15 protein-coding genes are annotated in these 18,354 nt (G+C 71.2%); 8 read left to right on the top strand and 7 right to left on the bottom strand.

Annotated features, from left to right (window positions below; all coding sequences use genetic code 11):
- Nucleotides 1-131: 131 nt before the first annotated feature.
- A complete protein-coding gene (locus tag ACFV9H_RS19730) occupies nt 132-953 on the bottom strand; it encodes an oxidoreductase (RefSeq protein WP_385399714.1) in 822 nt (273 codons plus the stop codon).
- 109 nt (nt 954-1,062) lie between these two features.
- Between ACFV9H_RS19730 and ACFV9H_RS19725 the strand changes: the two genes are divergently transcribed.
- Nucleotides 1,063-2,094: an ATP-binding protein gene (locus ACFV9H_RS19725; protein ID WP_385399711.1), complete on the top strand. Its 1,032-nt coding sequence runs from the start codon at nt 1,063-1,065 to the stop codon at nt 2,092-2,094.
- Here the strand turns inward: ACFV9H_RS19725 and ACFV9H_RS19720 are convergent.
- Complete coding sequence (locus ACFV9H_RS19720) at nt 2,048-3,355, bottom strand: hypothetical protein (protein ID WP_385399708.1); 1,308 nt, start codon at nt 3,353-3,355, stop codon at nt 2,048-2,050. The genes ACFV9H_RS19725 and ACFV9H_RS19720 overlap by 47 nt on opposite strands.
- A 291-nt stretch (nt 3,356-3,646) precedes the next feature.
- Here ACFV9H_RS19720 and ACFV9H_RS19715 point away from each other — a divergent pair, with 291 nt between their 5' ends.
- The 5 genes from ACFV9H_RS19715 to ACFV9H_RS19695 all read left to right on the top strand — a co-directional run bounded on the left by ACFV9H_RS19715 (nt 3,647) and on the right by ACFV9H_RS19695 (nt 11,340).
- Complete coding sequence (locus ACFV9H_RS19715; RefSeq protein WP_385399705.1) at nt 3,647-5,983, top strand: SulP family inorganic anion transporter; 2,337 nt, start codon at nt 3,647-3,649, stop codon at nt 5,981-5,983.
- A gap of 238 nt (nt 5,984-6,221) precedes the next feature.
- Entirely contained in the window at nt 6,222-8,219 is a 1,998-nt protein-coding gene (gene acs, locus ACFV9H_RS19710) for an acetate--CoA ligase (RefSeq protein ID WP_385399703.1), read from the top strand.
- A 191-nt stretch (nt 8,220-8,410) separates the two neighbouring features.
- On the top strand, nt 8,411-9,844 hold the full coding sequence (gene nhaA / locus ACFV9H_RS19705; RefSeq protein WP_385399700.1) for a Na+/H+ antiporter NhaA: 1,434 nt from the start codon (nt 8,411-8,413) through the stop codon (nt 9,842-9,844).
- A gap of 72 nt (nt 9,845-9,916) precedes the next feature.
- Nucleotides 9,917-10,375 carry a phage holin family protein gene (locus ACFV9H_RS19700; RefSeq protein WP_385399697.1) on the top strand — a complete coding sequence of 153 codons (459 nt, stop codon included), beginning with the start codon at nt 9,917-9,919 and terminating at the stop codon, nt 10,373-10,375.
- Complete coding sequence (locus tag ACFV9H_RS19695) at nt 10,372-11,340, top strand: alpha/beta fold hydrolase (protein ID WP_385399695.1); 969 nt, start codon at nt 10,372-10,374, stop codon at nt 11,338-11,340. Before ACFV9H_RS19700 ends, ACFV9H_RS19695 begins: the two co-directional genes overlap by 4 nt.
- A 289-nt stretch (nt 11,341-11,629) precedes the next feature.
- Here the strand turns inward: ACFV9H_RS19695 and ACFV9H_RS19690 are convergent, their stop codons facing one another.
- The 3 genes from ACFV9H_RS19690 to nth form a co-directional block, all read right to left on the bottom strand.
- Nucleotides 11,630-12,832, bottom strand: a complete 1,203-nt coding sequence (locus ACFV9H_RS19690; RefSeq protein WP_385399693.1) for a MarP family serine protease — start codon at nt 12,830-12,832, stop codon at nt 11,630-11,632.
- 13 nt (nt 12,833-12,845) lie between these two features.
- The gene (locus ACFV9H_RS19685) at nt 12,846-13,550 is read right to left on the bottom strand and encodes an NUDIX hydrolase (protein ID WP_385399690.1); all 705 of its coding nucleotides are present in this window, start codon (nt 13,548-13,550) and stop codon (nt 12,846-12,848) included.
- A 106-nt stretch (nt 13,551-13,656) separates the two neighbouring features.
- The gene (nth, locus tag ACFV9H_RS19680) at nt 13,657-14,496 is read right to left on the bottom strand and encodes an endonuclease III (RefSeq protein WP_385399840.1); all 840 of its coding nucleotides are present in this window, start codon (nt 14,494-14,496) and stop codon (nt 13,657-13,659) included.
- Between the two features lie 278 nt (nt 14,497-14,774).
- On the opposite strand from nth, the gene ACFV9H_RS19675 reads away from it, so the two are divergent.
- On the top strand, nt 14,775-15,449 hold the full coding sequence (locus ACFV9H_RS19675; protein ID WP_003981529.1) for a Crp/Fnr family transcriptional regulator: 675 nt from the start codon (nt 14,775-14,777) through the stop codon (nt 15,447-15,449).
- Between the two features lie 121 nt (nt 15,450-15,570).
- Nucleotides 15,571-16,377: a nucleotidyltransferase domain-containing protein gene (locus ACFV9H_RS19670; RefSeq protein ID WP_385399688.1), complete on the top strand. Its 807-nt coding sequence runs from the start codon at nt 15,571-15,573 to the stop codon at nt 16,375-16,377.
- Here ACFV9H_RS19670 and ACFV9H_RS19665 read toward each other — a convergent pair.
- Nucleotides 16,374-17,222: an MBL fold metallo-hydrolase gene (locus ACFV9H_RS19665; protein ID WP_385399686.1), complete on the bottom strand. Its 849-nt coding sequence runs from the start codon at nt 17,220-17,222 to the stop codon at nt 16,374-16,376. The two genes, ACFV9H_RS19670 and ACFV9H_RS19665, sit on opposite strands and share 4 nt — an antisense overlap.
- The gene (locus ACFV9H_RS19660) at nt 17,219-18,148 is read right to left on the bottom strand and encodes an NUDIX hydrolase (protein WP_385399684.1); all 930 of its coding nucleotides are present in this window, start codon (nt 18,146-18,148) and stop codon (nt 17,219-17,221) included. The genes ACFV9H_RS19665 and ACFV9H_RS19660 overlap by 4 nt, the downstream gene beginning before the upstream one ends.
- Nucleotides 18,149-18,354 lie beyond the last annotated feature (206 nt).

Below are 18,354 nucleotides of genomic sequence, written 5' to 3'. Positions count from 1 at the left end.
ACGGGCAAAGTTCCCGACCTGATGGGCAACTATCGAGGACGCTTGGTAACTGGGCGTAAATGCCAGCGGCGACACCAAAGCAGCACGGTGTCGCCGCAACCCATGTCCGGACCGCGTCCGGAAGAAAAGCCTCAGGCCGCGCCCCGCTGCAGGGCCTCGCAGACCGCCGTCGACTCGCGGACACCCAGCTCGATCGCACGCCCACAGTGGGCGATCCAGGCGGCCATCCCCTCGGCGGTACCCGAGACGTAGCCCTCGAAGGCCGCCAGGTACGCCTCGCGCCCCTGCTCCGCGTGACCGACCTCCGCCGGGCAGATCGCCTTCGGGTCCAGACCGCTGTTGATCAGGACGATCCGCTCCGCGGCCCGCGCGACCAGGCCGTTGTGCGTGGCGAAGGGGCGCAGGGCCAGCAGTTCGCCGTGCACCACCGCCGCCGTGATCAGCGCCGGAGCGGAACCACCCGCGATGACCAGGCGGGACAGCCCGTCGAGCCGGCCGGCGACCTCCTCCGCGCTCGGCAGCGGCAGTTCCACCAAGGGCTCGTCCACCGGCTCGCCCGCCAGCCGCGGGCGGCCCACGACGTCACCGTCCGCCGTCGACCCCGTCGCCACCAGGTGCAGTCGCGCCAGCACCCGCAGCGGCGACTGGCGCCAGATGCTCAGCAACTGACCCGCCTCGGCGGTGAGCCGCAGCGCGGCGCCGACGGTACGGGCCTCGGGCTCGGAGCCGAAGTCGGTCCTACGGCGCACCTCCTCCAGCGCCCAGTCGGCGCCGGACAGCGCCGCGCTGGCGCGGGCGCCGCGCAGCGCGGCCTCCGAGGTGATCTCGCCGCTCCGGCGGCGCATCACGCGGTGCCCGTAGACCCGGTCCACGGCCTTGCGTACGGAATCCACGGAATCGGCGACACCCGGCAGCCCGGTCAGTGCGGCCAGCGGGTCAGCAGCGCTACTCATAAGTAAGGAGCCTACGCACTGCGCCCCCGTAGCACCGACCCCTCCTTGGAGTGGTCTTCTTCACTCACCTTGACAACTCCCCGCTGTCGACCCACTACGCTTGGTGAACATGAAGATCGCTTTCGTGGGAAAGGGCGGCAGCGGCAAGACGACGCTGTCCTCCCTCTTCATCCGCCACCTCGCCGCCAATGAAGCCCCCGTCGTCGCGGTGGACGCCGACATCAACCAGCACTTGGGCACCGCGCTCGGCCTCAGCGAGGAGGAGGCCGCCGAGCTCCCGGCCATGGGCGCGCATCTCCCCCTGATCAAGGAGTACCTGCGCGGTTCCAACCCGCGCATCGCGTCCGCCGACACGATGATCAAGACCACCCCGCCCGGCCGCGGCTCGCGCCTGCTGCGAGTCACCGAGGACAACCCGGTGTACGAGGCGTGCGCGCGCACGCTGCTGCTGGACGGGGAGCCCGTGCGGCTCATGGCCACCGGGCCCTTCACCGAGGCCGACCTGGGCGTCGCCTGCTACCACTCCAAGGTCGGAGCGGTCGAGCTCTGCCTCAACCACCTCGTCGACGGACCGGACGAGTACGTGGTCGTCGACATGACGGCCGGCTCGGACTCCTTCGCGTCGGGCATGTTCACCCGCTTCGACGTGACCTTCCTGGTCGCCGAGCCGACCCGCAAGGGCGTCTCCGTCTACCGCCAGTACAAGGAGTACGCCCGGGACTTCGGGGTCGCGCTCAAGGTCATCGGCAACAAGGTGCAGGGCCCGGAGGACATCGAGTTCCTCCAGGACGAGGTCGGCGAGGACCTGCTGGTCACCGTCGGGCACTCCGACTGGGTGCGGGCGATGGAGAAGGGCCGCCCGGCCGCCTTCGAGCTGTTGGAGGCGAGCAACCGGCTGGCCCTGCAGGCCCTCCAGGACACCGCCGACGACTCGTACGCGCACCGCGACTGGGGCCGGTACACCGAGCAGATGGTGCGCTTCCACCTCAGGAACGCGGAGAGTTGGGGCAACGCCAAGACCGGGGTCGACCTGGCGGACCAGATCGACCCCGATTTCGTGCTCCGCGAGGACGCGATGGGAATGGACGTGATCCTCAGCCCTCGTCCGCAGCAGCATCGGCCGGCTCCGCAGCCGGCTTGACGCCCGCGGGGGCGCTCGGCGCGGCCGGCGGCCCCGCGGTCAGGAACTTCGTCCAGCCCTCCTTCGGCGTCTCGCCGACGTCGAGGGTGCGCATCCATTCCAGGGTCTTCGGGTCCTGGGCGTCGAGCCAGTCCACCAGCTCGCGGAACGGCACGCAGCGGACCTCGGGCTTGGTGCACATGGTCTTGATGGACTCCTCGACGGCGCGCATGTAGGTGCCGCCGTTCCAGGACTCGAAGTGGTTGCCGATGATCAGCGGCGCCCGGTTGCCCTGGTAGACGCGGTCGAAGGCCTGGCGCAGGCCGTCGCGCATCTGGTCGCCCCAGTACTTGTGCTGCGAGGGGTCGCCCTGGGAGGTCGTACCGGACTGGTTGACCATGTAGTTGTAATCCATGCTCAGCGTGTCGAAGGCGCGGCCCGGCATGGGTACGAGCTGGAGCGGGATGTCCCAGAGACCGTCCGTCTTCTTGGGCCAGATCTGCTTGCTGATGCCGCTGGAGTCGTAGCGGAAGCCCATGTCCTTGGCCGCCAGCATGAAGTTCTTCTGGCCTTCGAGGCAGGGGGTGCGGGCGCCGATGAGCTCCTTGTCGTAGTCGAAGGGGAGTGCGTCCATCGTCTTCAGGCCCGCATTGGTCTTCCAGTTCTTGACGAAGGACTTGGCCTGGTTGATCTCGCTCTTCCACTCCTCCACCGACCAGGTGCCGACGCCCCCGTCGGGGCCGCAGAAGTGGCCGTTGAAGTGGGTGCCGATCTCGTTGCCCTCCAGCCAGGCCGCGCGGACCTGGGTGGCGGTGTCCTTGATGCCCTGGAGGTCGCCGAAGCCGATGTCGGAGCGGCCGGGCGAATGCTGCGGGGCCGTGTAGAGGGAGCGCTTCTCCTCGGGAAGCATGTACACGCCGCTGAGGAAGTACGTCATGCGCGCGTTGTGCTTCTTGCCGACCTCACGGAAGTGCGAGAAGAGCTTCTGGCTGTCCTCGCCGGCCCCGTCCCACGAGAACACCACGAACTGCGGCGGCTTTTCTCCCGGCTTCAGCTTCTGCGGCTTCCGCACGTTCGGCTGCGTGCCGGTGTAGGCGGTCGAGCCGTCGCCGATGGGCCGGTTGACGCTGCCCGGGGCCTCGGGGGCGGCCGCCCCCTTCCTGGCGTTCTGCGGGCCGGAGGCCGGGGACTTGGCCGGTTCCGAGGCGGTGCACCCGGCGACCCCCAGGACCAGGGCCGTGGCGACCAGGCCGCCGGCGATCTTCTTCGTGGCGGCGATCATCCGCCCCACCTCTCCCTCACAGATCCATCGCGGTTCATCGCGCTTCGTCGCGGTTCCCTCGCAGGGCTTCCGCGCCGCAACGTCCCATGCGGTCTGCTTTGAAGAAGGTGTGACAAGCCGGATAAAAGGATCAATCACCCCTGAGTGCTAATTTCTGGGCCATTTGCCCGTATTACCTATCACTCCCCTTTACTCTCCATTACCATTCGTTTACTGAGCGTTGAGAATCCCGCCGCTTCACCCCTCCCCAGACCAGACCGGGCCAGACCAGGCCAGAGGAGACGGGACCTTATGACTGCCCCTTCCAAGAACCGCACCGCCGGCCTCCCAGCCGACCTCCCCGCCGACCTCTCCGCCTCGGTCGCGGTATTCCTGATCGCCCTCCCGTTCTCGCTCGGCATCGCGCTGGCCACGGGCGCCCCGCTCCAGGCCGGCCTGGTCGCCGCGGCGGTCGGAGGCATCGTCGCCGGACGGCTCGGCGGCGCGCCGCTGCAGGTGAGTGGGCCCGCGGCCGGACTCACGGTGGTCACCGCCGAGTTGATCCAGCACTACGGATGGCGGACCACCTGCGCGATCACCGTGCTCGCCGGTTGCTGCCAGCTCGGGCTCGCCGCGCTGCGGACCGCCCGGTCGGCGCTCATGGTCAGCCCGGCCATCGTGCACGGCATGCTCGCGGGCATCGGCGTGACCATCGCGCTGGCCCAGTTGCACATCGTGCTCGGCGGCACCCCGCAGAGCTCGGCCGTGGCCAACGTGCTCGGCCTGCCGGACCAGTTGGCCGACCTCCACCCCGGCGCGCTCGGCGTCAGCCTGCTGACCCTGCTCGTCCTGCTCGGCTGGCCGCGGCTGCCCGGACGGGCGGGCCGGGCACTGCGCAAGGTGCCGGCGACCCTCGCCGCCGTCGCCGCGGCCACCGCCTTCGCCGCACTGGCCGGCATCCACCTACCCCGGGTGGACCTTCCGTCCTGGCGCAGCCACGCCCTGCCCGAGCTGCCCGAAGGGCCGGTCCTCGGCATCATCGCCGCCGTGCTGACCATCACCCTGGTGGGCAGTGTGGAGTCCCTGCTGTCCGCCGTCGCGACCGACAAGCTGATCGCCTCCGAGCGCGTCACGTGCAACCGCCCGCCGCGCGCCGACCTCAACCGCGAACTGCGGGGGCAGGGCGCGGCGAACATCGTCTCCGGTGCGCTGGGCGGGCTTCCCGTCGCGGGCGGGGCCATGCGCAGCGTGGCGAACGTCAAGTCGGGTGCCGTCAGCCGGCGGTCGGTCATGCTGCACGGCCTCTGGGTGCTCCTCGCGGCGGGATTGCTCGTCCCCGCGCTCGACCTGATCCCGCTGGCCGCGCTGGCCGCGCTGGTGATGGCGGTGGGGGTGCGGATGGTGAGCGCCACGCACCTGCGCACCGTCACGCGGCACCGCGAGATCGTGGTCTACGGCACGACCATCGTGGGAGTGGTCCTCGGCGGGGTCCTGGAGGGCGTGGCCATCGGCATCGCGGTCGCCGTGGCGCTGGCGCTGCACCGCCTCGCCCGGACCAGGATCACCGTGGAGCTGGAGGGCGAGGTCCACCGGGTGCGGGCGCGCGGCCAGTTGACCTTCCTCGCGGTGCCGCGGCTGAGCCGGATCCTTAACCAGATTCCACAGCACGGGCACGCGGTGATCGAGCTGGACGGTTCGTTCATGGACCACGCGGCCTACGAGACCCTGCACGACTGGCAGGAGTCCCATGTGGCGCACGGGGGTTCATCGAAGGTCACCAGCCGCGCCGGGTCGGCCGAGCTGCCCCGGGGCGGGACACAGCGCGGGACCCACCAGTGCTGCCGACCCTGGACGCCGTGGCAGAACCACTGCGACCACCGGGCGGCGGAGCCCGCTACGGCTGCCCAGGCAGAGGGCACGGCAGCGGCCACGGGGGCCTCGCAGACCGCTGCCGCTCCGACGAAGAGGACCAGGCGGCGCGGAGCCGGTCAACTCGCCAACGGGATCAGCGCCTTCCAGCGCGATACCGCGCCCCACGTACGGGACGAACTGGCCCGGCTGGCCCGCGAGGGGCAGCGGCCCTCGCAGCTCTTCCTCACCTGCGCGGATTCCCGCCTGGTGACCAGCATGATCACGGCCAGCGGCCCCGGGGACCTGTTCACCGTCCGCAACGTCGGCAATCTGGTCCCGCTCCCCGGCGCGGAGTCCACGGACGACTCGGTCGCGGCGGCCATCGAGTACGCCGTGGACGTGCTCAAGGTGGACAGCATCACGGTGTGCGGCCACTCGGGCTGCGGGGCCATGCAGGCCCTGCTCAACTCCGCTCCCGGGCAGCCGATGACCCCGCTGCGCCGCTGGCTGCGGCACGGGCTGCCCAGCCTGGAGCGGATGGCCAGCCGCCACCACGCCTGGGCCCGGATCGCCGGACGGCTCCCGGCGGACGCCGTCGAGCAGCTGTGCCTGACCAACGTGGTCCAGCAGTTGGAGCACTTGAAGGCGCACGAGTCGGTGGCCAGGCGGCTCACCGAGGGCACCCTCGAACTGCACGGGATGTACTTCCACGTGGGCGAGGCCCAGGCGTACCTGCTGTCCGAAGGCGAGGACTTCTTCGACTGCCGGGTCTTCGACAGCGTCGGTCAGAACGCCTGAGCGCGACGCCCGAGCGCGACGCCCGAGCACAACGCCCACGCACGACGCCCGCGCACGGCACCTGGGCACGACGCCTGAACCGATACCCTCCCGTATCCGTGCAATCGTGTGGCCCCTTCTCGCACCCTGCGGCGGGAAGGGGTCTTCGCACGCCGTGCCCACGCGGTACCGAGTCGCGATATAGGTCTAAACCAATTGTCGGCTACCCCTTGTCACCCGGGCCACCGACTGATGAGCTATGCCCGGGGACACAACGGACACCCTGGGAAAGGGAGATCTCGTGAGCAATGAAAGCCTGGCCAATCTGCTCAAGGAGGAGCGGCGGTTCGCACCGCCCGCCGATCTGGCCGCCGCCGCCAACGTCACAGAGGCTGCGTACGCACAGGCCGACGCGGACCGGCTGGGCTTCTGGGCCGAGCAGGCCCGGCGGCTGACCTGGGCCACGGAGCCGACCGAGACGCTCGACTGGACGAACCCGCCCTTCGCGAAGTGGTTCGCGGACGGCAAGCTGAACGTCGCCTACAACTGCGTGGACCGGCACGTCGAGGCCGGCAACGGCGACCGCGTCGCCCTCCACTTCGAGGGCGAGCCAGGCGACAGCCGCGCGATCACCTACGCCCAGCTCAAGGACGAGGTCTCCCAGGCCGCCCACGCCCTGACGGAGCTCGGCGTCCAGGCCGGCGACCGCGTCGCCGTCTACCTGCCGATGATCCCCGAGGCGGTCGTGGCGATGCTCGCGTGCGCCCGTATCGGCGCCGCGCACTCCGTGGTCTTCGGCGGCTTCTCCGCCGACGCCGTCGCCTCCCGCATCCAGGACGCCGACGCCAAGTTGGTCATCACCGCCGACGGCGGCTACCGCCGCGGCAAGGCGACCGCCCTGAAGCCCGCGATCGACGAGGCCGTCGCCAAGTGCCCGCAGGTCGAGCACGTGCTCGTCGTACGGCGCACCGGACAGGACACCGCCTTCACCGAGGGCCGCGACGTCTGGTGGCACGACCTGGTCGGCCGGCAGTCCACCGAGCACACCCCGCAGGCCTTCGACGCCGAGCACCCGCTCTTCATCCTCTACACCTCGGGGACCACGGGTAAGCCCAAGGGCATCCTGCACACCTCCGGCGGCTACCTCACGCAGGCCGCGTACACGCACCACGCGGTCTTCGACCTGAAGCCGGAGAGCGACGTCTACTGGTGCACCGCCGACATCGGCTGGGTGACCGGGCACTCCTACATCGTCTACGGGCCCCTCGCGAACGGCGCCACCCAGGTGATGTACGAGGGCACGCCGGACACCCCGCACCAGGGCCGGTTCTGGGAGGTCGTGCAGAAGTACGGCGTCACCATCCTCTACACCGCGCCCACGGCGATCCGTACGTTCATGAAGTGGGGCGACGACATCCCCGCGAAGTTCGACCTGTCGAGCCTGCGCGTGCTGGGCTCGGTCGGCGAGCCGATCAACCCCGAGGCCTGGATCTGGTACCGCAAGCACATCGGCGGCGACCGCTGCCCGATCGTGGACACCTGGTGGCAGACCGAGACCGGCGCGATGATGATCTCTCCGCTGCCCGGCGTCACGGAGACCAAGCCGGGGTCGGCGCAGCGCGCGCTGCCCGGGATCTCCGCCACCGTCGTGGACGACGAGGCGCACGAGGTCCCGAACGGCGGAGGCGGCTACCTGGTCCTCACCGAGCCGTGGCCGTCGATGCTGCGCACCATCTGGGGTGACGACCAGCGGTTCATCGACACCTACTGGTCGCGCTTCGAGGGCAAGTACTTCGCGGGTGACGGCGCCAAGAAGGACGAGGACGGCGACATCTGGCTGCTCGGCCGGGTGGACGACGTGATGCTGGTGTCCGGCCACAACATCTCGACCACCGAGGTCGAGTCGGCGCTCGTCTCGCACCCCTCGGTCGCCGAGGCGGCCGTGGTGGGCGCGAATGACGAGACCACCGGCCAGGCCATCGTGGCCTTCGTGATCCTGCGCGGCAGCGCCTCGGAGACCGAGGGGCTGGTCGCCGAGCTGCGCAACCACGTGGGCACCACCCTCGGCCCGATCGCCAAGCCGAAGCGGATCCTGCCGGTCCAGGAGCTGCCGAAGACCCGCTCCGGGAAGATCATGCGCCGTCTGCTGCGCGACGTGGCCGAGAACCGCGCCGTCGGCGACGTCACCACGCTCGCCGACTCCTCGGTGATGAGCCTGATCCAGAGCAGGCTGCCGAGCGCTTCCAGCGAGGACTGAGACACGACCAAAGGGGCACCCGGCGCGGCGCGCCGGGTGCCCCTTTCGCGCATAAAGTGATGATCGCCGGATACGCCCTCGCGTACACCCTGTAAAATATTGAAAGCGTAAAAACCACAGGGTGCGCCGGGAAGTCTGGTCGGCAAAGAGCTTCGCCATGCCGTCCAACCGACCCCCGGAGGTGCCCCACCGTGGCCACGCCCAAGCCCACCGACAACCAGAGCCACAAGCTCCTCGGCCGGCTCTCGCTGCCCGAGCGCCGCTTCGTGGCCGACGCCCTGCGCGCCGAGACCGTCGGCGGTGTGCTGCTCCTCGTGGTCGCGATCGCAGCCCTCATCTGGGCGAACACCCCGCCACTGGCGGAGAGCTACAAGTCCGTCAGGGACTTCCACATCGGCCCCGCCTCCCTCGGCCTGGACCTCTCGATCCAGCACTGGGCCGCCGACGGCCTGCTCGCGGTCTTCTTCTTCGTGGCCGGCATCGAGCTCAAGCGCGAGCTGGTCGCGGGCGACCTGCGCGACCCCAAGGCCGCCGCCCTCCCGGTCATCGCAGCCGTCTGCGGCATGGCCGTCCCGGCCGGGGTCTACGCCCTCGTCAACACCCTCGGCAACGGTTCGCAGGCCGGCTGGGCCGTCCCGACCGCCACCGACATCGCCTTCGCGCTCGCCGTCCTCGCGGTCATCGGCACCTCGCTGCCCTCCGCCCTGCGCGCGTTCCTGCTGACCCTCGCCGTCGTCGACGACCTCTTCGCGATCATCATCATCGCGGTGTTCTTCACGAACGAGATCGACTTCCTGGCGTTCGGCGGCGCGGTCGTCGGCCTGGTCCTCTTCTGGTTCCTGCTGCGCCGGGGCGTCCGCGGTTGGTACGTCTACGTGCCGCTCGCCCTGGTCATCTGGGGCCTGATGTACAACAGCGGGGTCCACGCCACGATCGCCGGCGTCGCCATGGGCCTGATGCTCCGTTGCCACACCAAAGAGGGCGAACAGCAGTCCCCCGGCGAGCACATCGAGCACCTGGTCCGACCCGTCTCGGCCGGTCTCGCCGTACCGCTCTTCGCGCTCTTCTCCGCCGGCGTCTCCCTCTCCGACGAGTCCATCGGCCAGGTCTTCACCCGGCCCGAGACCCTCGGCGTGGTCCTGGGCCTGGTCGTCGGCAAGACGGTGGGCATCTTCGGCGGCACCTGGCTGGCCGCCCGCTTCACCAAGGCCGAGCTGAACGACGACCTCGCCTGGCCCGACGTACTGGCCGTGGCCTCACTCGCCGGCATCGGCTTCACCGTCTCGCTGCTGATCGGCGAGCTCGCCTTCGCCGGCGACCCGGTCCTCACCGACGAGATCAAGGCCGCCGTCCTGATCGGCTCCCTGATCGCCGCGATCATCTCCTGTGTCCTGCTCAAGCTCCGTGACCGCAAGTACAGGGCGCTCACCGAGGCCGAGGAGCGCGACGAGGACCAGGACGGCATCCCGGACATCTACGAGGAGCACAACCCGGCGTACCACCTGCGGATGGCGAAGATCTACGAGGAGAGGGCCTCGGAACACCGCCGCAAGGCCGATGCGGCGGCGCACGCCGCGTCGGAAGCGGCGGCCGGGGCCAGCAACGAGGCCGACCGTCCGGCATGATCTGACTGACGACGGAGGACAGCCGCCGGCGACACAGGCAGCACACGCAGCAGACGACAAAGGGAGAGAGCGATGAGCGCAGTGGACCAAGGGGCGCAGGGAGCCGAGCGCACGCTGGGCCAGCTGGTCGCCTCGGCCACCGCCGAGATGTCCGCCCTGGTGCACGACGAGATCGCCCTCGCCAAGGTGGAGATCAAGCAGGACGTCAAGCGCGCGGGCATCGGCAGCGGTGCCGCGATCGTCGCCGGAGTGCTCGTGCTCTTCTCCCTGCCGGTGCTGAGCTTCGCCGCGGCCTACGGCATCCACAACCTCGGGCTCGGGCTCGCCTGGTCCTTCCTGATCGTCGGCGGAGCGTTCTGGCTGCTGGCGGGTCTGATCGGGCTGCTCGCCATCGCCAAGTTCAAGAAGGTCAAGCCGCCGGTGAAGACCATCGACTCGGTCAAGCAGACCGCCGCGCTCGTCGGGACCGTCAAGCCGCATCCTCGGCCGGTGAGTGACCAGGCTGTGGGTGTGGCACGCTCGTCCTCATGACAGCGCCCACGCCGGACCCCAGCACGCCACCCACTGCTGCCACGGCGGTACGGCTCGACCTCCCCGGCGGGAGAACGGTGACGCACCGGGACGTCGCCGCCAACGGCGCCCGCTTCCACGTCGCCGAGCTCGGTGACGGGCCGCTGGTGCTGCTCCTGCACGGCTTCCCGCAGTTCTGGTGGACGTGGCGGCACCAGCTGACCGCGCTCGCGGACGCCGGGTACCGAGCGGTCGCGATGGACCTGCGCGGGGTGGGCGGCAGCGACCGCACCCCGCGCGGCTACGACCCGGCCAATTTGGCGCTCGACATCACCGGGGTCGTACGGTCCCTGGGCGAGCCGGACGCCGCCCTCGTCGGGCACGACCTGGGCGGGTACCTCGCCTGGACGGCGGCCGTGATGCGGCCCAAGCTGGTGCGCCGGCTCGTCGTCTCCTCGATGCCCCATCCACGGCGCTGGCGCTCGGCGATGCTCTCGGACTTCGGTCAGACCCGGGCCAGTTCGCACATCTGGGGCTTCCAGCGACCGTTCGTCCCCGAGCGGCAGCTCGTCGCCGACGACGGTGCCCTCGTGGGCGAGTTGATCCGGGAGTGGTCGGGTCCCCGGCTGCAGGAGTCCATCACCGACGAGGACATCGCCGTGTACCGGCGGGCCATGTGCATCCCGTCCACCGCGCACTGCTCGGTGGAGCCGTACCGCTGGATGATGCGGTCGATGGCGCGGCCCGACGGGCTCCAGTTCAACCGGCGGATGAAGCGGCCGGTGCGCGTGCCGACGCTGCACCTGCACGGCTCGCTGGACCCGGTGATGCGAACGCGGAGCGCGGCCGGTTCCGGGGAGTACGTCGAAGCCCCGTACCGGTGGCGGCTGTTCGACGGTCTCGGGCACTTCCCGCACGAGGAGGACCCGGTGGCGTTCTCCACCGAGTTGGTGAATTGGCTCAAAGACCCCGAACCGGACCGTTAATCCGATATGACAAGCATTCAATTGCCTGGCGCATAGGCCAATTGGCCACCCCGGAAGGGGTTACCGACCTTGGGGCACGGGCACAGCTCGGAGTATGGGCTGGACGCACGACTACGGTGACACCGCACACGAAGACCGCTCGGCCGCAGCGCCGGGCGCCCACGAGAGGGCAGGCCGGCACGGCCACGACCTCCGACTCGGGATTCCGCGCATCCTGCGCCGCCGGGCCCTGTGGGTCTCGGCGCGCCTGCGCCATCCACGGACGTAGGGGGACGTCGGGTCCGCGACTTCAGAGGGCGCAGCCCTGGCTGTCGATCCGCCGGTCGGCCGTCTTGCCGATCCGGATGTCGTCGCGGATCTCGTCCACCGTCAGCGCGTAGCCGGTGTTCGGGTCGTCGAGGGACTTCGCGAAGACGACCCCGTACACCTTGCCGTCGGGCGTCAGCAGCGGACCGCCGGAGTTGCCCTGGCGGACCGTCGCGAACAGCGAGTAGACGTCCCGTCGGACGGTGCCGCGGTGGTAGATGTCCGGGCCGTTGGCGTTGATCCGGCCGCGGACCCGGGCCGCGCGCACGTCGTACGCGCCGTTCTCCGGGAAGCCGGCGACGATCGCGTCGTTGCCGCTCACCGCGTCCTTCTCGGTGAACTCCAGCGCGGGCGCCTTCAGCTTGGGCACGTCCAGGACGGCGATGTCGCGCTGCCAGTCGTAGAGCACGACCTTGCCGTCGTACAGCTTGCCCTCGCCGCCGACCTGCACGGTCGGCTCGCCGACCCCGCCGACGACGTGCGCGTTGGTCATCACCTTGCCCGGCGCGAAGACGAACCCGGTGCCCTCGAGCACCTTGCTGCAGCTGGGCGCGGTGCCGACGACCTTCACGATCGAGCGCTTGGCCTGCTCGGTGACGGGGCTGGTGACGAGGTCCGGGTCCGGCGCCTGCACCTCGGGGATGGGTTCGTTCGAGAACGGGGTGAACACCTGCGGGAAACCGTTGCGCGCGAGGGTGGAGCTGAAGTCCAGGAACCAGCTGTTCGCCTGGTCGGGCAGCACGCGGTCCACGCCGAGCAGCACCTTGGAGCTGCGGACCTCCTTGCCCAGCGTGGGCAGCGAGGTCCCGGCGAGCGCCGAGCCGATCAGCCAGGCCACCAGGAGCATCGCGACCACGTTGACCAGGGCTCCGCCGGTCGCGTCGATCACGCGCGCCGGAGACCAGGTGATGCGGCGGCGCAGTCTGCTGCCGAGGTGAGTGGTCAGGGCCTGGCCGATGGAGGCGCAGACGATGATCACGACGACGGCGATGACCACGACCGTGGTGGACACCTGGGTGCCGTTGTCGGTCACCCGGTCCCACACGAGCGGCAGCAGGGACACGGCGACGAGGCCACCGCCGAGGAAGCCGATCACCGACAGGATGCCGACGACGAACCCCTGGCGGTAGCCGACGATCGCGAACCACACGGCGGCGACCAACAACAAGATGTCCAGCACGTTCACGTGGGCCACCGTCTCATGAGCGCCAGTCGAGCGGGACCTGCCGTGATCGGTCCCACGGGCGCTCCCAGCCCGCGAAGTGCAGGATCCGGTCGATCACCCCGGCGGTGAAACCCCAGACCAGAGCCGATTCGACGGTGAAACCCGGCCCCAGGTGGCCGCCGGGGTGAACGGTCGTGACCCGGTGTGCCGGGTCCGTGAGATCGGCCACGGGAACCGTGAAGACGCGGGCCGTCTCGGCCGGGTCCACGGCGCCGACGGGGCTGGGCGTGCGCCACCAGCCGAGGACCGGGGTCACGACGAACTCGCTCACCGGGATGTAGAGCCTGGGCAGCACCCCGAAGAGCTGGACCCCGGACGGGTCGAGCCCGGTCTCCTCCTCGGCCTCGCGCAGGGCGGCGCGCAGCGGGCCGGTGGTGGCCGGGTCGCCGTCCTCCGGGTCGAGGGCGCCGCCCGGGAAGGACGGCTGCCCCGCGTGCGAGCGGAGGGTCCCGGCGCGCTCCATGAGCAGCAGCTCGGGGCCGCGCGGGCCCTCGCCGAAGAGGACGAGCACGGCCGACTGCCGGCCGCGGCCGTCGGCGGGGGGCAGGAACCGGCTCAGCTGCGGACCCTCCACGGAGCGGGCCGCCTCGGCGACGGGGGCGAGCCAATCGGGCAGGCCGGCAGTGGAGACGGCCGGGCCGGCCGCAGCTGTGGTCTCGTCCCGTGTACCGCGCGTCATAGGCACCCCTGTCCGTGTTCTCCCACACCGCCAAACGCGGTCCGGGTCCCGATTCGTTCCTACAGCTGCGGCGCCGTTGCCGGGGCTCCGCCCCGCACCCCGCTCCTCAAACGCCGGAGGGGCTGGATCTTGCCGGGGCCGGCAGGCCCGGGTAGTCCGGGGGTGGGGTCAGGCGTTGGCCCGGCTGACCGCCCTTCTCGTACTTGAGCAGCTTCTTCGCCTTCTCCGGGTCGGTCTCGCCCTCCCCGTAGGCCGGGCACAGCGGGGCGATCGGGCAGGCGCCGCAGGCGGGCTTGCGCGAGTGGCAGATCCGGCGGCCGTGGAAGACGACACGGTGCGAGAGCATCGTCCACTCGCTCTTCGGGAAGATCGCGCAGATCTCCGCCTCGACCTTCTCCGGGTCCTCCTGATCGGTCCACTTCCAGCGGCGCACCAGCCGGCCGAAGTGGGTGTCGACGGTGATCCCGGGGACGCCGAACGCGTTGCCCAGCACCACGTTCGCCGTCTTGCGGCCGACTCCGGGCAGGGTCACGAGGTCTTCTATCCGGCCCGGGACCTCCCCGCCGAAGTTGTCCCGCAGGGCCTGCGAGAGGCCGAGCAGGGACTTGGCCTTGGCCCGGAAGAACCCGGTTGGCCGGATCAGCTCCTCCAGATCCTCGGGAACGGCCGCGGCCATGTCCTCGGCGGTCGGGTAGGCGGCGAAGAGGGCCGGGGTCGTCTGGTTCACGCGCAGGTCGGTGGTCTGGGCGGACAGCACCGTCGCGATGAGCAGCTCGAAGGGATTGCGGAAGTCGAGCTCCGGATGGGCGTACGGATAGATTTCGGCCAGCTCGCGGTTGATGCGGCGGGCCCTGCGCACCATGGCCAGGTGCGATTCGGGCTTGGCAGCCTGTTGTTTTTTGGCCGAACCTTTGCCCTGAGGGGCGGGTCGGGGCTTCGCGGACACCTCCGCGGGGGCTTGTTCGCCCACGGCTGAATCGTGGGTCGCCGTCACTCCCGCGGACCCCTTGGCCTGTGCTCTCACCGGCTTATTGGACACCCGGCCAGCCTAAGGCCGGGCGCTGACACCCGCCCGGACCTCCGGTAACACCACCCCGATTGGTCGCTCACCGCACAGCACGGGCCTCCGTCCGGCATCCTTGGTAGTGATTGATCGCACTGTTTGAGCCGTCCGGCAAAATGGGGGACCGGTCCCCTGAGCTGGTCGACATAGGAGAGAGACTCGTGGACGACGTTCTGCGGCGCGCCCCGCTCTTCGCGGCGCTCGATGACGAGCAGGCCGCGGAGCTCCGCGCCTCCATGGGCGAGGTGACCCTCGCACGCGGTGACGCCCTGTTCCACGAGGGCGACCCCGGCGACCGGCTGTATGTCGTGACCGAGGGCAAGGTGAAGCTCCACCGCACCTCCCCCGACGGTCGCGAGAACATGCTGGCCGTCCTCGGCCCCGGCGAGCTGATCGGCGAGCTGTCGCTCTTCGACCCGGGCCCGCGCACCGCCACCGCCACCGCGCTGACCGAGGTCAAGCTGCTCGGCCTCGGCCACGGCGACCTCCAGCCCTGGCTCAACGCCCGGCCCGAGGTCGCGACCGCGCTGCTGCGCGCCGTCGCCCGCCGCCTGCGCAAGACCAACGACCAGATGTCCGACCTGGTCTTCTCCGACGTTCCCGGCCGTGTGGCGCGGGCGCTCCTGGACCTGTCGCGCCGGTTCGGCGTGCAGTCCGAGGAGGGCATCCACGTCGTGCACGACCTCACGCAGGAAGAGCTGGCCCAGCTCGTCGGCGCGTCGCGCGAGACCGTGAACAAGGCGCTGGCCGACTTCGCCGGCCGCGGCTGGCTGCGGCTGGAGGCGCGTGCGGTGATCCTGCTGGATGTGGAGCGGCTCGCGAAGCGGTCCCGCTGACGCTGATCTTGGCCGTGTGAGGGGTCCCGCCCGGATGGGCGGGGCCCCTTTCGCACGTCCGAGTGCGGCGCCCGGCGTTTCGGCCAGAGGCCCCCGGCGAGGGGACCGGCACAGTGAGGGCATGGAGCACAGAGGGCTGGACGCGTACGGGTACTTCGAGCGCGAGGGATCGCTCGGACAGGTGCAGGACGAGTTCCGGGAGGTCGTCGCGGCCGCGCGGGAGCGGATCGTCGAGGCGTACGGACGCCGGCTGCACAGCGCCTACCTGTACGGGTCCGTGCCGCGCGGGGCGGCCCGGCCCGGGCGGTCCGACCTCGACCTGCTGCTCGCCCTGAACCACGAGCCCGCCGCCGAGGACCGGGACACCGCCGAGGTCCTGGCGCGCGGGCTCGACGAGCAATTCGCGGAGATCGACGGAGTCGGCCTCCTGCTCTTCGGCAAGGACACCCTGCTGAGCGAGGCGGAACGATTCGACCTGGGCTGGTTCCTCGCCTGCCTGTGCACCCCGCTGCTCGGCGCGGACCTGGCCGAGCACCTGCCGCGCTACCGTCCCGACAGCCTCCTCGCCCGCGAGACCAACGGTGATCTCGCCGAGCGGCTGCCCGCCTGGCGCGCCAAGGCGCAGACCGCGTCCACCCCGGAGGAGCTCCGCAAGCTGAGCCGCGCCTGGGCCCGGCAGCTGGTCCGGACGGGTTTCACGCTGGTCATGCCCCGGTGGGGCGGCTGGACCAGCGACCTCACCGAGTCCGCGGAGGTCTTCGGCCTGTACTACCCCGAGCGCGCGGCGCAGATGCGGGCCGCGGCCGCCGTGGCGCTGGATCCGGTCGCGGACCCGGCGGTGCTGCGCGCGTACGTGGAGGACCTCGGACCGTGGCTCGCGGACGAGTACACGGCCCGGCACGGCACGAAGACCCCCCGTTCGGCCTAGAGCTCGGGGCCGCCGGGGATCAGGCCGTGCTCCTGGAGGTATTCCAGCTGCGCCCGGACGGACCATTCCGCCGCCGGCCACAGGGAGCGGTCCACGTCCGCGTAGACCTGCCGGACCACGGCCTCGGGGGTGACGAAGCCGTTCTCGACGGCGGTCTCGACCTGGGCGAGCCGGTGCGCCCGGTGGGCCAGGTAGAACTCCACGGCGCCCTGCGCGTCCTCCAGCACCGGCCCGTGGCCCGGCAGGACGGTGTGCACGCCGTCGTCGACGGTGAGCGAGCGCAGGCGGCGCAGGGAGTCCAGGTAGTCGCCCAGGCGGCCGTCGGGGTGGGCGACGACGGTCGTGCCGCGCCCGAGGACGGTGTCGCCCGTCAGCACCGCCCGGTCGGCGGGCAGGTGGAAGCAGAGCGAGTCGCTGGTGTGCCCGGGGGTCGGCACCACGCGCAGCTCCAGCCCGCCGGTCCGGATCACGTCCCCGGCAGCCAGGCCCTCGTCACCGAGGCGCAGGGCCGGGTCCAGGGCGCGGACCTTGGTGCCGGTGAGCTCGGCGAAGCGGCCGGCGCCCTCGGCGTGGTCGGGGTGGCCGTGGGTGAGCAGGGTGAGGGCGATCCGCTTGCCCTCCTGCTCGGCGGCGGCGATGACCGCGCGCAGGTGTACGTCGTCCAGCGGGCCGGGGTCGATCACGACGGCCAGGTCGGAGCCGGGCTCGGACAGGAGCCAGGTGTTGGTGCCGTCCAGCGTCATCGCGGAGGCGTTGGGGGCCAGGATGTTCACCGCGCGGGCGGTCGCGGGCCCGGAGGAGACCACTCCGCGGGGCTGTCCGGGCAGTGCGGCGGCGTCGGTCACTCGGTGCCTCCGGGGCGGGTGGGGCCGGAGCCGGGGCCGGCGCTGACGCGCTTGGTGAACTCGTCGTGGCCCGGCCAGCTCAGGATCAGCTCCCCGCCCTCCAGAGCGGCCCGGGCCAGCACGGGGGTGAGGTCCTTGCCGCGGGCCCCCGCGAGCGCGTCCGCGGCGCTCCCGTACGGCTCCAGGGAGCGCAGGGTGGAGATCGTGGGCGGCATCATCAGCAGCTCGCCCTTGTCGTATCCGGCGGCCGCGTCGGCCGGGCGGATCCAGACGGTCCGGTCGGCCTCGGTGGAGGCGTTGCGGGTGCGCTGGCCCTCGGGAAGGACGGCGACGAAGAACCAGGTGTCGTAGCGGCGCTGCTCGAACTCCGGGGTGATCCAGCGTGCCCACGCCCCGAGCAGGTCGGAACGCAGCACCAGGCCGCGGCGGTCGAGGAACTCCGCGAAGGACAGCTCCCGCGCCACGAGGGCCTCGCGGTCGGCCTCCCAGTCGTCGCCGGTGGTGTCCCCGACGACGGTGTCCGCGCTCGGCCCGGCGAGCAGGACGCCGGCCTCCTCGAAGGTCTCCCGTACGGCTCCGCAGACGATGGCCTGGGCGGTGCGGGTGTCCGTGCCGAGCAGCTCGGCCCACTCGGCCCGGCTGGGCCCGGCCCAGCCGACCTGGTGCTCCTCGTCGCGGGGGTCCACTCCGCCCCCGGGATAGGCGTACGCGCCTCCGGCGAAGGCCATGGAGGCCCGCCGGCGCAGCATGTGCACGGCGGGGCCGGCGGTGGTGTCGCGCAGCAGCATGACGGTGGCGGCGCGCTTCGGTTCCACCGGGATGAGGGAACCGTCCGCGAGCGCGCGGATGCGGTCGGGCCACTCCGGGGGGTACCACTGGCCTCCGGCGGGGGGCGGGGTGGGCTGCGCCTGCTGCTGATTCGGCATGCCGGGATGCTACGACCATCCGCCCCGATGTTCGAGGGCCCCTTGGCTGCGCCCGGCCTCCCTGGGCTCCGCCCGGCGGGGCCGGATACGGCTACAGCCGCCTGCCGCGCGCGCCTCAAAGACCCGGGGCTCCGCCCCGACCCCCCGCTCCTCAAACGCCGGAGGGGCTGGATTCGCTCCTGTCGTCCGCCAGGACAATCCAGCCC

Source organism: Streptomyces sp. NPDC059874 (genome assembly GCF_042731135.1).
Lineage (GTDB): Bacteria > Actinomycetota > Actinomycetes > Streptomycetales > Streptomycetaceae > Streptomyces.
The sequence above is the reverse complement of the archived record's forward strand: the minus strand, read 5'-3'. Positions and strand labels throughout refer to the sequence as shown.